A 14316-nucleotide genomic window follows, 5' to 3' on the forward strand; every position below is an offset into this window, starting at 1 on the left:
CATTTGACAAGTGCACGCTGTTGAGTTCTCAAGGATCGGATGCTCCCACGACCCAGCCATCACAACCAGGCCCGCAGGGCAACTTCTCTATCTTAGCCACCCTGTCTCGCTTGTCAAATCGACGCGCCCGGCGAATCAGTGATCCGCTGCGCAGCCTTTGACAGCCGCAGAAGGGGTGGATCTCCCATCCTAGACGCAAGCGTCTGATCTCTCAAGAGAGAAGGATGTGTGGGAGTGGTTCTCCGCTTGAGGGGGGTGAAGCTCTCGGCTCCTCCGCTTCCCTGTGGGGCGAACAAGTAATAAGTTACGTGGATTCCGGGGTTCTGGCAAATCGGGCCGCACCCCCCGGGCGTGTCGCGGACTCCCTGCGTGCGGTTTCGGCCGGATCAGCGCAGGTTTCGGGCGACGGTGCCTGCTCGGAGTACGATCGCGCCATGTCATCGTCCCCCGTCGTGCCCTCCCCCGTTCGAGGATCCGGCGCCTCCCTGCTCGCGCGGATCCTGGGGGAGATCGGACTCCCCGCCCGCGGTGTGACCCGCGACGGCGGGCGCCACGTCCCCCTCCCCTCGCGCCTCGCCACCGGAGAGCTGGCCTGGACCTGCGTCGCTGCCGCGCAGATCGCCGCCGGCCGGACGCCCGACACGATCGACCCGCATCGCGTCGCCGTCGCCTACCGCAGCGACAGGTATCTGGAGATCGACGGCACCGCTCCCCCGGTGTGGTCGCCCTACTCGGGCTTCTGGCGCACGGACGACGGCTGGATCCGCACCCACGGGAACTACCCTCATCACGCGGCGGCCCTGCTCCGCGGCCTGCGGCTCGCCTCCGACGCCGACGCCGACGCCGTGCGCCTCGCGATCGAGCGACGGACACAGGCGGATGTCCTCTCCGCGGTCACGGCGGCCGGCGGGCTCGCCGTTCCCGTTCAGACCGAGCGTCCGGTTGAAGACCGCGCACTGAGGGACACTCCCGTCCTCGACATCGTCCGGTTCCCCGCCCCGGTTCGTCCGCCACGGCGCATTCCCGAGGACCAGCCCCACCTCCCCCTGCGGGGCCTCCGGGTTCTCGACCTGACCAGGGTCATCGCCGGACCTGTCTGCACACGCACGCTCGCCCTGCTCGGCGCGGACGTGCTGCGCATCGACCCCCCTCACCTCCGGGAGCCGGAGTGGCAGCACCTCGACACCGGTCAGGGCAAGCGCTCCGCGGTGCTCGATGCCCGTGTCTCGCGGATCCACGAACTGCTCGGCGAGGCCGACGCCGTGGTGCTGGGATACCGTCCCGCCGCACTCGCTCGGCTCGGACTGGATCCGGATGACCTCGCTCTCCGATACCCCGGCATGGTGATCGCTCAGCTCAGCGCGTGGGGCGCGGAGCACCACCATCGGGCGGGCTTCGACAGCCTCGTGCAGGCGGAGTCCGGCATCGCACTCATCGAATCGCGGGACGCCGAGACGCCGGGCGTCCTCCCCGCGCAGGCACTCGACCACAGCGCCGGATATCTCCTCGCCGCGGCTGTGACGGCGCTCGTGCGACGTCGCGCCGTCGAGGGAGGAACATGGCGGGTCCGTACCTCGCTGCGCCGGGTCGCCGCGGAGCTCCTGGGCATGGCGCGCGTTCGAGAGCCCGAACCCGAGACCGCGTTCGATCCACGCCCCCACCTCGCCCGCTTCGTCGTGGATGGGCATGAACTCGTGACATCGAAGCCCGCACTGAGCGGCTTCGACTTCGCCGCGCCGCGCCCGTGGGGCCGGGATCAGCCCGTCTGGTGACGACCGCCGCGCAGCGATATCACGACGCACAGCACGAGGGTCAACGCACCCCAGAGCGCGCACGCCGGGGGAAGCACCCGGTAGGCGAGGTGCTGCACCGTGAACTGCGCATCCAGTGGCCCGAGCGCCACGAGTCCCCAGACCCAGGCGCCGACGAGGATCACGAGCAGCGACACCCACCACGCGACGCGCACGACGCCGGGAAGCGACTGCTCGACATCGGCCCGCGCAGGTCGACCGCGCAGCCAGAACAGCGCGTACACCCCGATCACGGCGAGACCGATCACGCTCGATCCGTGCTGGAGCCACTTGAATCCGGGCAACGGGCCCCACATCGCGTCGAGTCCGGGGAAGAGCTCCACACCCCACCGACCCTCATGCGTGAAGAGGTCCCAGACGATGTGCGAGAGCACCCCGAGCAGCAGCGACACCGCGAGGAGCACCGGGTACGAGCGCTTCGCCCCCACCCCGACAGCTTTCCCGGCTGCGATCATCCCCCGGTCGCCCCATTCCGTCGGCAGCAGGCGGGCGAGCCACGCCGGCGCCAGCTCGGGCACAGCAGGCCGCAGCACGACGCGCCATAGCATGAACAGCACGAACGCCCCCAGCGCGGTCCAGACGACGTTGCCGAAGGTGTGGGTGAACGCGTAGTTCAGACCCACCCCGCGGAGAAACAGAGGCAGGTCCGGCGTCATGGCTCCGATCGCGATCGCCGCAGGCACCAGGGGTGTGCGGACGAAGGGCAGCGCGACGACCGCGTGGCTCGGAGTGAACGGCATGCCGTCGACGACTCAGGCGAGGAAGACGCCGGCGAGGGTCTTCTTGCCTCGGCGGAGCACGGAGACTCCGCCCGGCAAAGTTCCTCGGATCGTCGCCGAGTCGTCTTCGACGCGTTCTCCGTCGAGAGTGACGCCGCCCTGGCCGATCGCTCGTCGGGCCTCTGACAGGCTCGCCACGAGACCCGTGGCGACGAGCGCCTCGACCACCGGAGCATCGGCCGCGACCGTCGCGTTCGGCAACTCCTCCAGCGCGGTGCGGAGCGTGTCCGCATCGAGTGCCGTGAGGTCTCCCTGCCCGAACAGCGCCTCGGAGGCCGCGATCACTGCCGCCGTCGCCTCGATGCCGTGCACCGTCGCGACGACCTCGAGCGCGAGGCGCTTCTGGGCTGCACGACGGAACGGCTCGGTCTCCACGAGAGACGCGTACTCCTCGATCTCGGCGCGACTCAGGAAGGTGAACACCTTCAGCCGCTCGATCACGTCGTTGTCCGCCGTACTGAGCCAGAACTGGTACATCCGGTACGGGCTGCACATCTCGGCGTCGAGCCAGATCGCGTTGCCCTCGCTCTTGCCGAACTTCGTACCGTCGCTGTTGGTGATCAACGGCGTGCCGATCGCGTGCACCGATGCACCCTCCGCGCGCCGGATGAGATCCGTGCCGCTGGTGAGGTTGCCCCACTGATCCGAGCCGCCGGTCTGCAGCACGCAGTCGTACTGGCGGTACAGCTCGAGGTAGTCCATGCCCTGCAGGATCTGGTAGCTGAACTCGGTGTAGCTGATGCCCTCGTCGGAGTTCAGCCGCGCCGCCACCGCGTCCTTCTTGAGCATCGTGCCGACCCGGAAGTACTTGCCGATGTCGCGCAGGAAGTCGATCGCGCTGAGGGGCGCCGTCCAGTCGAGGTTGTTCACGAGGCGGGCCGCGTTCTCGCCCTCGAAGCTGAGGTAGCGCTCGACCTGGCCACGCAGCCGGTCGACCCACTCCGCGACCGTCTCGCGCGTGTTCAGTGTGCGTTCGGCCGTGGGGCGAGGGTCACCGATGAGCCCCGTGGAGCCGCCGACCAGGCCGAGCGGCTTGTGGCCGGCCAGCTGGATGCGGCGCAACGTCAGCAGCTGCACCAGGTTCCCCAGGTGCAGGCTCGGCGCCGTCGGGTCGAACCCGCAGTAATACGTGATGGGGTCTCCCGCGAGCAGGGCGCGCAGCGCCTCCTGGTCGGTGGACACGTGGACGAGGCCGCGCCATACGAGTTCGTCCCACACGTTCTCGAACGTGGGGTCGATCGCCGGCGTCGCGGTCGTCAGAGCGGGAGTTGACACGCGCTCCAGGCTATCAGCGCGCGAACGCCCTTCCCGCCTCACGCTGGTGCGTCGAGCTCGTCCCGTTCCTCTGCGCTGAGCTCGATGTGCACCGCGTCGAGGGCGAGGTCCAGCTGGGTGATCTTGCTGCCGCCGAGGATCGGACGGATGCCCTGCGCGAGCAGCCATGCCAGAACGATCTGTCCGCGCTGCACACCGCGGCGATCGGCGATCCGGGTGAGGACCGCGAGTCGCTGTCTCGTTCCCGGGTGCTCATACACGTCGGGCACCGGCTTGGCCGCGTTGTCGTACGCACCGGACAGCAGCGGCGTATACACCCAGGTCTCCAGCCCGTTCGCGGCGGCGAAGTCGCGCTGCTCGTCGCTCAGGACCCCGAACGGGTGGATCACCCCTGGAGGCAGTGTGCCAGGGCGGACCCGCAAGTATGTGCCGTTCAGCTGGAAGGCGTCGATCGGGATGCTGCCGATGGATGCGGCGTGCGCCCGCGCCCGCTCGATCCGCCACGCCGGGTGGTTGGACGCTCCGACGCGTCGGACGACCCCGCTCGAGGTCAGCGATGCGAGGCCGTCGACCGTCTGCTCGATCGGTACGGTGCGGTCCTCCTGGTGGAGCCAGAGGAGATCGACGGCCTCGACGCCGAGACGTTCGAGGCTGCCCTCGATCGCCTGATGGATCGCGCGCGGCGAGAGTCCCGTGCGGTGCTCCGGCCAGGAGCCGGGCCACAGCGGCTCCGCGCCGACCTTGGTGGAGAGGTGCACCTGGCTGCGGATGCCGGGACGCGCGGCGAGCCAGCGGCCGATCACTGCCTCTGACTCCCCTCCGTGCCCGGTGTCGCTCGCCCAGAAGCTGTAGCAGTCTGCGGTGTCGATCCAGACGCCGCCGCGTTCGACGAAACGATCCAGCAGGGCGAACGAGGCGTCTTCGTCGACCAGCGTCCCGAAGGACATGGCGCCGAGGACGAGGGGGGAAGCAGGGGTGTTCTGAACGGTCATGGGTTCAGCCTGCAACCTGGAGCGCGCTCCAGGTCAAGGCCTAGGATCGACGCCATGACGACCTACACCCCCGCGGAGACGGCGGCACGCTCGGGATTCAGCATCGACACGCTGCGCTACTACGAGCGCGAGGGGATCCTCCCGGCGGTTCCGCGCACGGCGGGCGGGCATCGCGCCTATACGGACACCGAGCTCGGCCTCCTGGAATTCCTCAAGTGCCTGCGGGAGACGGGCATGCCGGTGGAACGACTGCGCCGCTACGGCCAGCTCTGCCGGAGCGAAGACACGATCCCCGAGCGGATCGCGCTCTTGGAGGAGCACGCGGAGACGGTGGAGCGTCAGCTGGCCGAGGTGCTCGCGCAGCAGCGCCGGCTCTCGGAGAAGCTGACCTGGTACCGGGGGCAGCTCGACTGATTCAGCTGTGCGCGGCCCACCATACGAGGAAGGCGGCGCCGAGCGCGATCACCCAGCTCACGAGACTGCCGACGAGGAAGTACTCGGCCCTGGCGCCCGTGTCGCCGTCTCGCGAGATCTCCGGAAACCGCACGATTCCCTTCGCCGCGAGCATCGCGGCCAGCACGGGATAGGCGGCGGCGAGCGTGAGGATCATGACCAGGACGCGCTCCAGGGGCCCGATGAGGCGTCCTCCCTTGAATCCGTTCCGAGGGTCGGCCCGGGGCGCGGTGGCGGCGACGGTCGGCGCGGTGTCGAGCACGGGAGCAGGGTCGGCAGGTGCGGGATCGACGGACGGCTGCGCGGCGGGCAGTGCGGGATCGGCAGGACGCCAGGTGTGCTCACCGTCGAGCGCCGCGCGCACGACGAGGTTCGACGACTCGAGGAGGAACACGCCGGCACCGAGCGCGAGCACGGCGAGATCGAACTCCACTACGCCGAACGGCGAGCGCAGACTCCACAGTTCGCCGATGAGCCCGGCTTCCGGTCGAGCTCCGGCCCAGAGTACGGACCCGACGCTCACCGCCGCGAGGACGACCGCCGGCCAGAATCCGGCGCGCGACGGTCCCTCATCCGGCATGCTCCAGACCCAGAGGACGCCGACCGCGAGACCGAGGAGCGCCGCGAGCAACGCGTCACCGCCGATGCCGAGGAGGATGACGACGGCCGCTGCTGCGACATATCCGATCCATCGTCGGGGGACGAACTGCCGCACGAGGTCGGCGGCTCCGATGGCGAGCAGGATGAACCCGGCGACGATCATGCCTTCTCCCCCCTCAGCGCTTCGAGGCCTTCGAGGAGAGCGGCGGCTCCGGCGCTGCGCAGGGACTTCGAGACACTCGGCTGAGAGATCTGCTCCTGCGCCGCGAGCTCCTGCTGGGACCGACCGACCGCCCGGCCGTAGGTGAGACGCCGCTCGCGGGCGCTCATCGCGCCGACCAGTTCGTCTCGGACGAGCAGATAGGCGTTGGATGCGGCGACGGTGGTCTCCATGACCTCATCCTGCCCCGGAGCACCGACAATCCAGGTGCGGGTGCGGGGAACGGCGCGTTGCTCGCGGGAGTGGACGGTCTCGATCGCGGCCCGTGCGGCGTACCAGCCCGGCCCGTCGGCGAGTTCGCCGTGCACCGACTCGACCGCGGTGACCTTCCCGATGCCGAGACCGAACCGGAAGGCGATCCCGTCCGGCAGCCGCAGCTGGATCATCAGGAGCGATGCGAGGGCGTCAGGGAGGGCACCGTAGACGGCCTGCTGCTCGTCTCCCACCGTGGGTGTGAGCGGGTGCACCGCGAGGGGGAGGTCATGTTCGACCTGCGCGATGGTCTCGTCGAGGATCCGCTGAGCTTCTCCGCGATCGCTCAGTTCACGGGACCCGACGATGTCGGCGATGACGGCGATGACCATGCGATAACCTTATCACGAATATCTCTGAGTTATGCCGTATATGGTTATGGAATGGAAATATGCCTGAATCACGCATGATCCCGTGGACCGACGGGACCTGGACCCACGCCCCTGCAGCCCTCACCGTCGCCGAGCACCTGGATGCGACCGCGGTCGAGGGAAGCGATGCGTGGCGCCACACCGCCTACGGCTTCGTGCACGACTCCGAACACGCACTCCTCGCGCCCCTCCGAGTGGGCGAGGCGATGGAGGTGTCGTTCCGCGCCCCCTGGGACGGACAGTTCGACCAGGCGGGCATCTTCGTCCGCATCGATGACGAGCACTGGGCGAAGACGGGTGTGGAGTACGCCGACGACCATCTCGGACTCGGCGCCGTGGTGACCGCCGGACGCTCGGACTGGTCGGTCGGCCAGGTGGACGAGTGGCGTGACAGCGAGATCACCATGCGAGTGAGCCGGTGGTCGGACGCCCTGATCGTGCGGGCCCGCGCGGACGACGGCGCCTGGAGGCTGGTCAGGGTCGCCCCGTTCGACGGCCAGGCAGCCGCCTCCGCCGGACCGTTCCTGGCCGCACCCACCCGCGCCGGTCTGACGGTTCGCTTCACACGGTGGGAGCGAACCGCGGCTGACACCGAGCTGCACTGATCCGCTGCGGGACCCGATCCCCCGACTCGACGAAGCGGGTTACAGACCGAGCGCGTGGGCGGCGGCCTGCGCGCGCGCGACGAGTTCGGCGCGCTGCTCGGCGACGCGGACCGGAGCCGTCCCGCCGACGCCGGTCCGTGAGGCCACGGACCCCTCGATCGTGAGGACTTCACGCACCTCGGGCACGAGGTGCGGCGACACGGACAGCAACAGCTCGTCGGAGGCATCCTCCAGACCGATCCCCTGCTCTTCGCACGCACGCACGAGCGCGCCGGAGATCTCGTGCGCATCGCGGAAGGGCACCCGCCGCTTGACCAGCCACTCGGCGACGTCCGTCGCGAGCGAGAAGCCCTGCGGGGCCAGCTCCGCCATCCGCGCCGTGTCGAAACGGAGCGTCGCGATCATCCCGGCGAATGCGGGAAGCACGACCTCGAGGGTCTGCACCGAGTCGAAGACAGGCTCCTTGTCCTCCTGCAGGTCGCGGTTGTACGCGAGCGGGAGGCCCTTGAGCGTGGCCATCAGCCCGGAGAGGTTGCCGATCAGGCGCCCCGACTTGCCGCGGGCGAGCTCCGCGATGTCGGGGTTCTTCTTCTGCGGCATGATGCTGGACCCCGTGGAATACCCGTCGTCGAGCGTCACGAAGCCGAACTCCCGGGTGTTCCAGAGGATGATCTCCTCGGAGAGCCGCGAGATGTCGACGCCGGTCATCGCCGTGATGAACGCGAACTCGGCGACGACGTCACGGGCGGCGGTACCGTCGAGCGAGTTCTCGGCCGGGCGATCGAGGCCCAGCTCCGTCGCGACGAGCGCGGGGTCGAGACCGAGAGTCGAGCCGGCGAGGGCTCCCCCACCGTACGGCGAGACACCGGCACGGCGACGCCAGTCCACCAGGCGCTCGAGCTCGCGCACCAGCGGCCAGCCGTGGGCCTGGAGATGGTGCGCGAGAAGCACGGGCTGCGCGTGCTGCAAGTGGGTGCGGCCGGGCAGGATCGCCTCGGGATGCGCCTCTGCCTGAGCGACCAGCGCATCGATCACCCGCAGGATGTCGCGCGCGATCACGCGAGCGTGGTCGATCAGGTACATCCGCACCAGCGTGGCGATCTGGTCGTTGCGGCTGCGTCCGGCCCGGAGTCGTCCCCCCAGTTCCGGTCCGAGCTCGGCGATCAGCGCCTGCTCCAACGCACCGTGCACGTCCTCATCCGTCGGCACGGGGCGCAGTGTTCCGTCGGCCACCGCGCGGGCGACGGCGTCGAGTCCCTCGTGCATCCGCCGCGCCTCGTCGGGTTCGAGGTAACCTGCGGCCTCGAGCGCCGTGGCGTGTGCGTGGGACCCGGCGATGTCGTACGGCGCCAGGATCCAGTCGAAGTGCGTGGACCGGCTGAGCTCGACCAGCTCGGGTGCCGGGCCGGTGGCGAAGCGGGCGCCCCAGAGCGCTCCCTCGTTGGTGCCTTCGTGGGTCGAGTCGGCCATCACGCGTCCTTCTTGCCGAGGAGCCAGACCAGCAGGGCCTTCTGCGCGTGCAGGCGGTTCTCGGCCTCGTCCCACACGACGCTCTGCGGACCGTCGATCACGCTGGAGTCGACCTCGTAGCCGCGATCCGCCGGGAGGCAGTGGATGAAGATCGCCTCGGGATCGGCGAGCGTCATGGTCTCGGGCGTGACCTTGTAGCCGCCGAGATCACGGATACGCGCGATCTTCTCCTCCTCCTTGCCCATCGAGACCCAGGTATCGGTGACGACGACGTCGGCGCCGGCCGCGGCCTCGACCGCGTCGGTGAAGAGCGTGATCGAGCCGCCCGTCTCGGCGGCGCGGCGGTCGGCCGCCTCGATGACGTCGGCGCGGGGCGCGTAGTCCTCCGGGGAGGCGATGCGCACGTGCATACCCGCGGTCACGCCGGCAAGCGCGTAGGAGTGCGCCATGTTGCTCTGGCCGTCGCCGAAGAACGTGAGCGTGAGGCCCTTCAGGTCGCCCTTGTGCTCGCGGATCGTCAGCAGATCGGCGAGCAGCTGGCACGGGTGGAAGTCATCGGACAACGCATTGATGACCGGGACCCGGGTGCCCGCGGCCATCTCCTCGAGTCCGGACTGCGCGTAGGTGCGCCACACGATGGCCGCGACCTGGCGCTCCAGCACGCGGGCGGTGTCCGACGGGGTCTCCTTGCCGCCGAGCTGGCTGCTCGCGGTCGAGATGATCAGGGGCGATCCCCCGAGATCGGCGATGCCCACCGCGAACGAGACGCGGGTACGCGTGGAGGACTTGTCGAAGATGACCGCGACCGTCTGCGGACCGGCGAGGCTCTTGTCGGCCCACCGGTCCTTCTTCAGCTCGAGGGCGAGATCGAGGATCTCCGCCTGCTCGGCGGGGGTCAGGTCGTCGTCCCGAAGGAGGTGGCGGGTCATGCGGATACCTTTCCGGCGACAGAGGCCTGGACATCGGCGAGGGCGGCGGTGAACAGCTCGCGGAACTCGGCGAGCTCGGCGTCGCCGATGGTGAGAGCCGGAGCGATGCGCACGGTCTCGGGGTTGGCGGCGTTGACGATGAGGCCGCGCTCTTGCGCGGCGGCGACGACCGCACCCGCGACCGGCTGGCTGAGGGCGACGCCGACGAGGAGGCCCCGCCCGCGCACGCCCTCGATGAGCGGGGAGTCGATGTCGAGCAGGATCTCGCGCAGTTCTGCCCCGCGGCGCGCGGCGTTCTCGACGAGTCCTGCGCTCTCGATCTCGGCGAGCACGGCGTCCGCGACGGCGGTCGCCAGCGGGTTGCCACCGAAGGTCGAGCCGTGCGAACCCGGGGTGAACAGCGCGCTGGCCGCACCGTAGGTGACCAGCGCCCCGATCGGGAAGCCTCCGCCGATGCCCTTCGCGAGGGTGATGGCATCGGGCGTGATGCCCTCGTGGCTGAAACCGAACCACTGACCGGTGCGCCCGGCGCCGGTCTGGATCTCGTCCACGATCAGGAGGGCGCCGTGCGCGAGGGTCAGCGACCGCGCGGCCGCGAGGTACCCGTCCGGCAGCTCGACGACGCCGGCCTCGCCCTGGATGGGCTCCACGATGACCGCGGCGACACGGTCGTCGATCGCGGTCTCGAGCGCTTCGATGGTGGCGGGGATGTGCTCGACGCCGCCCGGCATCGGCGCGAACGGCGCGCGCATCGACTCCTTCGCGGTGAGGGCGAGCGAGCCCATGGTGCGTCCGTGGAAGCCGTTCTCCAGCGCGAGGATGCGCGGCCGCTCGGCACCGCCGTGGAGGCGGGCGAGCTTGAACGCGGCCTCGTTGGCCTCGGCGCCCGAGTTGGAGAAGAACACCCGTCCGTCGATGCCGGCCCCCGCGAGGCGCTTGAGTCGCGCGGCGAGCGCGAGCTGCGGAGGCGTGGCGAAGTAGTTCGACACGTGCGCGAGCGTGGCCGCCTGCGTCGACACCGCGGCGACGAACGCCGGGTGGGCGTGACCGAGAGAGGTGACGGCGATGCCGGCGAGGAAGTCGAGGTGGCGTCGGCCGTCGGCATCCCACAGGTACGAGCCCTCACCGCGGACCAGCAGCGCGAGCCGCTCCCCCGCGTTGAGCACGAGATCACGTGCCGCGTCGTCCTGCCAGACGGTCATGCCGTCGCTCCCTTCGCTCCCAGGACCACTTCGGTCCCGATTCCCTTGCTGGTGAAAAGTTCGACGAGCACCGAGTGCGGCACCCGCCCGTCGATGATCGCGGCCGCGTCGACGCCGCCCTCGACCGCGTCGAGACACGCGCGCATCTTCGGGATCATCCCCGACTCGAGCGTCGGCAGCATCTCGACGAGCGCCTCCGACGTGAGATGCGACACGAGCGAGTCGCGGTTGGGCCAGTCGGCATAGAGCCCGGGCACGTCCGTGAGGATCACGAGCTTGCGGGCTTTCAGGGCGACGGCGAGTGCCGCAGCGGCCGCGTCGGCGTTGACGTTCAACGACTGCCCAGGATGGTCGAGGTCCGGCGCGATGCTCGACACCACCGGGATGCGACCGGAGGCGAGGTGATCGAGCACGGGCGTCGGATCGACCTCGACGACATCGCCGACCCGGCCGAGGTCGACCTCTTCGCCATCGATCACGACTCCGCGACGACGTCCGCCGAAGAGCCCGGCGTCTTCCCCGCTGAGTCCCGTGGCGATGGGCCCGTGCGAGTTGATCTTCGACACGAGCTGCGGGTTCACCTGTCCGGTGAGCACCATGCGCACGACGCTGATCGCCTCGGTGTTGGTGACGCGGTAGCCGCCCTTGAACTCGCTGGGGATCTCGAGGCGCTCGAGCATGTTCGAGATCTGCGGGCCGCCGCCGTGCACCACGACCGGTTGGACGCCGACGTAGCGGAGGTAGGCGATGTCCTGCGCGAACGCCTCCTGCAGCTCGTCCGAGACCATGGCGTTCCCGCCGTACTTGACGACGACGATCTGGTCGCGGAACTTCTTCAGCCACGGCAGCGACTCGATCAGCGTCGTCGCCTTCTGCGCGGCGATGTCCGGAGTGGTGTCCTGGATGTCGGTCATGAGGCGTAGGCGCTGTTCTCGTGCACGTAATCGTGGGTGAGATCGTTCGTGAGGACGGTCGCTGTCGCGTCTCCCGCCCTCAGGTCGATCACCAGGTGCATGGCACGGGGGGTCAGATCGACCTCGTCGCGCGGACGGTCGGGGCCGCCCGCCGTGCAGACGCGCACGCCGTTCATCCACACGTCGACGTCGTACGGGTCGAACTGCGCGCCGGTGGTGCCAATCGCGGCGAGCACTCGGCCCCAGTTCGGGTCGTTGCCGAAGATCGCGGCCTTGAACAGGTTGTTCCGCGCGACGGAGCGTCCGACCTCGACGGCTTCCTGCTCCGAGACCGCCTGCTGCACCTCGATCGTGATGTCGTGGCTCGCGCCCTCGGCATCGCCCTGCAGCTTCACGGCCAGCTCCTGGCACACCTCGGTGAGGGCGGCGGCGAAGTCGTCCAGATCGGGCACGACCTCGGATGCGCCGTTCGCGAGCAGGGTCACCTGATCGTTGGTGGACATGCAGCCGTCGGAGTCGAGCCGGTCGAAGGTCTTCCCCGTTGCACGGCGCAGCGCCTCGTCGGCCTGGAGGGGCTCGAGCACGGCGTCGGTCGTGATCACGACGAGCATCGTCGCGAGACCGGGCGCGAGCATCCCCGCGCCCTTCGCCATCCCGCCGATGGTCCAGCCGTCCCGCTGCACGACCGCCGTCTTGGCGACGGTGTCCGTGGTCATGATGGCGTGAGCGGCCGAGTCTCCGCCGTCCGGGCTGAGCTCGGCGATCGCCTGCGCCGTGCCGTCCAGAACCTTGGCGCGGAAGACCTCGTCGCCGGTACCGATGAGCCCCGTGGAGCACACCAGGACATCACCGGCGCTGACCCCGAGGAGCTCTGCCGCCTTCTCGGCGGTCTGATGCGTCGTCTGGAACCCGAAGCTCCCCGTGAAGCAGTTCGCCCCTCCGGAATTGAGGACGACGGCCTCGACCACACGGTCGGCGACGGCCTGCTGCGACCAGATGATGGGGTTCGCCTTGGCGCGGTTGCTCGTGAACACGGCGGCACCGACCTTGCGCGGACCTCGGTTGACGACGACGGCGACATCGGGCTTGCCGGTGGACTTGAGCCCTGCGGCCACACCGGCCGCCTCGAATCCTACGGGGGCGGTGACGCTCACGGGGCGACTCCGTTCACTGAGAGGGCGCGGGTCTCGGGAAGGCCCAGCGCGATGTTCATGGATTGGATGGCAGCGCCGGCGGTGCCCTTGACGAGGTTGTCGACGGCGGTCACGACCGTCACGCGGTTCGCGGCGCGATCGATCGCGAGGCCGATCAGCGCGGTGTTCGCCCCGAGCACGTCGGCCGTGCGCGGGAAGCGCCCCTCTGGGAGCAGCTGCACGAAGGTCTCCTCGCCGTAGGCGTCCTGCCAGGCGGCGCGGATCTGTTCGTCCGACGCGCCCTCGACGATCGGCGCGCTCGAGGTCGCGAGGATCCCCCGCGACATCGGGACCAGCACCGGGGTGAACGAGATCCGGATGCCGTCGGCGTCCGCACCGGATGCCGCAGCGAGCGCCTGACGGATCTCGGGGATGTGGCGATGCGTACCGCCGACCGCGTAGGGGTTCGCCGAGCCGAGGATCTCGCTCGCGAGCAGGTTCGGCTTGAGGCTCTTGCCGGCACCGGAGGGTCCGACCGCCAGGACGGAGACGATGTCGGAGGGGTCGATCACCCCGGCGGCGACCCCGGGGGCCAGGCTCAGGCTCACGGTGGACGCGTTGCAACCCGGCGCCGCGATGCGGGTGGCCGCACGGAGGTGCTCGCGCTGCTTCGTCCCTGCGACGAGAAGCTCCGGGACGCCATAGGTCCACGGCTCGTGGAACTCCCCGCCGTAGAACGCGTCCCAGGCGGCGGACGACGTGAGCCGGTGGTCGGCACCCGCATCGATCACCAGGGGTGCATCGCCGAGCGCGTCGGTGTACTGCCCGGACTGGCCGTGCGGGAGGGCGAGGAACACGATGTCGTGGCCGGAGAGGGTCTCCGGCGTGGTGTCCTGCAGGGTGAGGTGGGCGAGCGAGCGCAGATGCGGCTGGTGATCGATGAGCGGTTGACCGGCGTTCGAGTGCGCCGTCACGGTGCGGATCTCGATGTCGGGGTGATCGGCCAGGAGGCGGAGGATCTCGCCTCCCGCATAGCCGGATGCGCCGGACACGGCGACGGAATACGTCATGCTTCTACCTTAACGGTCGGGTCCTTCCGCGATGGGAGGACCGGGGGCGGGGCCGGAGGCGGCGACACCGGCACTCGACCGCCGCGCATGCGCAGGCAGAAGGGCGGGGTCGCCTAGAGTCGGCGGCCGCGGCGTCGGCGCACAGCGATGACGCTCGGAGCGAGCGTCGAAGGAGCGGTGGCGGCCGAAGGCATGTCGCGACAGTAGCGCGGGCTCGGCCACCACCGCAAATCCGGCCCG

At 69.8% G+C, this 14316-nt stretch carries 14 protein-coding genes; 3 read left to right on the forward strand and 11 right to left on the reverse strand.

The genetic code is table 11. The annotated features are described in order from the left end of the window. Window positions 1–434 precede the first annotated feature (434 nt). On the forward strand, window positions 435–1772 hold the full coding sequence (locus tag AB0E56_RS18070) for a CoA transferase (RefSeq protein ID WP_359801277.1): 1338 nt from the start codon (window positions 435–437) through the stop codon (window positions 1770–1772). Here AB0E56_RS18070 and AB0E56_RS18075 read toward each other — a convergent pair. The 3 genes from AB0E56_RS18075 to AB0E56_RS18085 are packed head-to-tail and all read right to left on the reverse strand — an operon-like array spanning window position 1757 to window position 4857. Further along, the gene (locus AB0E56_RS18075; protein ID WP_359801279.1) at window positions 1757–2551 is read right to left on the reverse strand and encodes a DUF4184 family protein; all 795 of its coding nucleotides are present in this window, start codon (window positions 2549–2551) and stop codon (window positions 1757–1759) included. The two genes, AB0E56_RS18070 and AB0E56_RS18075, sit on opposite strands and share 16 nt — an antisense overlap. 12 nt (window positions 2552–2563) lie before the next feature. Beyond that, window positions 2564–3865, reverse strand: coding sequence for a tyrosine--tRNA ligase (tyrS, locus tag AB0E56_RS18080; RefSeq protein WP_359801281.1), 1302 nt, complete (start codon window positions 3863–3865; stop codon window positions 2564–2566). A 38-nt stretch (window positions 3866–3903) separates the two neighbouring features. Continuing rightward, a complete protein-coding gene (locus AB0E56_RS18085) occupies window positions 3904–4857 on the reverse strand; it encodes an aldo/keto reductase (protein ID WP_359801283.1) in 954 nt (317 codons plus the stop codon). A gap of 54 nt (window positions 4858–4911) precedes the next feature. On the opposite strand from AB0E56_RS18085, the gene AB0E56_RS18090 reads away from it, so the two are divergent. Next, on the forward strand, window positions 4912–5271 hold the full coding sequence (locus tag AB0E56_RS18090; RefSeq protein WP_359801285.1) for a MerR family transcriptional regulator: 360 nt from the start codon (window positions 4912–4914) through the stop codon (window positions 5269–5271). 1 nt (window position 5272) lies between these two features. On the opposite strand, the gene AB0E56_RS18095 is transcribed toward AB0E56_RS18090, so the two are convergent. Then, window positions 5273–6073: a hypothetical protein gene (locus tag AB0E56_RS18095; RefSeq protein WP_359801286.1), complete on the reverse strand. Its 801-nt coding sequence runs from the start codon at window positions 6071–6073 to the stop codon at window positions 5273–5275. Further along, complete coding sequence (locus tag AB0E56_RS18100) at window positions 6070–6714, reverse strand: SatD family protein (protein ID WP_359801289.1); 645 nt, start codon at window positions 6712–6714, stop codon at window positions 6070–6072. Before AB0E56_RS18100 ends, AB0E56_RS18095 begins: the two co-directional genes overlap by 4 nt. Before the next feature lie 59 nt (window positions 6715–6773). Here AB0E56_RS18100 and AB0E56_RS18105 point away from each other — a divergent pair, with 59 nt between their 5' ends. Beyond that, window positions 6774–7358 carry a DUF1349 domain-containing protein gene (locus AB0E56_RS18105; protein ID WP_359801291.1) on the forward strand — a complete coding sequence of 195 codons (585 nt, stop codon included), beginning with the start codon at window positions 6774–6776 and terminating at the stop codon, window positions 7356–7358. Window positions 7359–7397: 39 nt separating this feature from the next. Here AB0E56_RS18105 and argH read toward each other — a convergent pair whose 3' ends face one another. The 6 genes from argH to argC are packed head-to-tail and all read right to left on the reverse strand — an operon-like array spanning window position 7398 to window position 14076. Further along, the gene (gene argH, locus AB0E56_RS18110; RefSeq protein WP_359801294.1) at window positions 7398–8828 is read right to left on the reverse strand and encodes an argininosuccinate lyase; all 1431 of its coding nucleotides are present in this window, start codon (window positions 8826–8828) and stop codon (window positions 7398–7400) included. After that, the gene (argF, locus tag AB0E56_RS18115; protein WP_359801296.1) at window positions 8828–9757 is read right to left on the reverse strand and encodes an ornithine carbamoyltransferase; all 930 of its coding nucleotides are present in this window, start codon (window positions 9755–9757) and stop codon (window positions 8828–8830) included. The genes argH and argF overlap by 1 nt, the downstream gene beginning before the upstream one ends. Continuing rightward, window positions 9754–10959 (reverse strand): acetylornithine transaminase, encoded by a 1206-nt coding sequence (locus tag AB0E56_RS18120; RefSeq protein ID WP_359801299.1) that lies wholly within the window; start codon window positions 10957–10959, stop codon window positions 9754–9756. The genes argF and AB0E56_RS18120 overlap by 4 nt, the downstream gene beginning before the upstream one ends. Continuing rightward, window positions 10956–11873, reverse strand: coding sequence for an acetylglutamate kinase (argB, locus tag AB0E56_RS18125; RefSeq protein ID WP_359801300.1), 918 nt, complete (start codon window positions 11871–11873; stop codon window positions 10956–10958). Before argB ends, AB0E56_RS18120 begins: the two co-directional genes overlap by 4 nt. Beyond that, window positions 11870–13027: a bifunctional glutamate N-acetyltransferase/amino-acid acetyltransferase ArgJ gene (argJ, locus tag AB0E56_RS18130; RefSeq protein WP_359801302.1), complete on the reverse strand. Its 1158-nt coding sequence runs from the start codon at window positions 13025–13027 to the stop codon at window positions 11870–11872. Before argJ ends, argB begins: the two co-directional genes overlap by 4 nt. Beyond that, window positions 13024–14076, reverse strand: coding sequence for an N-acetyl-gamma-glutamyl-phosphate reductase (gene argC / locus AB0E56_RS18135; protein WP_359801304.1), 1053 nt, complete (start codon window positions 14074–14076; stop codon window positions 13024–13026). The genes argJ and argC overlap by 4 nt, the downstream gene beginning before the upstream one ends. Window positions 14077–14316: the final 240 nt, after the last annotated feature.

Source organism: Microbacterium sp. NPDC028030 (genome assembly GCF_040637855.1).
In the GTDB taxonomy this organism is placed as follows: Bacteria; Actinomycetota; Actinomycetes; order Actinomycetales; family Microbacteriaceae; genus Microbacterium.

Coding starts and splice junctions, on each gene's coding strand:
- AB0E56_RS18070 (WP_359801277.1), top strand. CDS start 435: ATGTCATCGTCCCCCGTCGTGCCCTCCCCCGTTCGAGGATCCGGCGCC.
- AB0E56_RS18075 (WP_359801279.1), bottom strand. CDS start 2,551: ATGCCGTTCACTCCGAGCCACGCGGTCGTCGCGCTGCCCTTCGTCCGC.
- AB0E56_RS18085 (WP_359801283.1), bottom strand. CDS start 4,857: ATGACCGTTCAGAACACCCCTGCTTCCCCCCTCGTCCTCGGCGCCATG.
- AB0E56_RS18090 (WP_359801285.1), top strand. CDS start 4,912: ATGACGACCTACACCCCCGCGGAGACGGCGGCACGCTCGGGATTCAGC.
- AB0E56_RS18095 (WP_359801286.1), bottom strand. CDS start 6,073: ATGATCGTCGCCGGGTTCATCCTGCTCGCCATCGGAGCCGCCGACCTC.
- AB0E56_RS18100 (WP_359801289.1), bottom strand. CDS start 6,714: ATGGTCATCGCCGTCATCGCCGACATCGTCGGGTCCCGTGAACTGAGC.
- AB0E56_RS18105 (WP_359801291.1), top strand. CDS start 6,774: ATGCCTGAATCACGCATGATCCCGTGGACCGACGGGACCTGGACCCAC.
- argH (WP_359801294.1), bottom strand. CDS start 8,828: ATGGCCGACTCGACCCACGAAGGCACCAACGAGGGAGCGCTCTGGGGC.
- argF (WP_359801296.1), bottom strand. CDS start 9,757: ATGACCCGCCACCTCCTTCGGGACGACGACCTGACCCCCGCCGAGCAG.
- AB0E56_RS18120 (WP_359801299.1), bottom strand. CDS start 10,959: ATGACCGTCTGGCAGGACGACGCGGCACGTGATCTCGTGCTCAACGCG.
- argB (WP_359801300.1), bottom strand. CDS start 11,873: ATGACCGACATCCAGGACACCACTCCGGACATCGCCGCGCAGAAGGCG.
- argC (WP_359801304.1), bottom strand. CDS start 14,076: ATGACGTATTCCGTCGCCGTGTCCGGCGCATCCGGCTATGCGGGAGGC.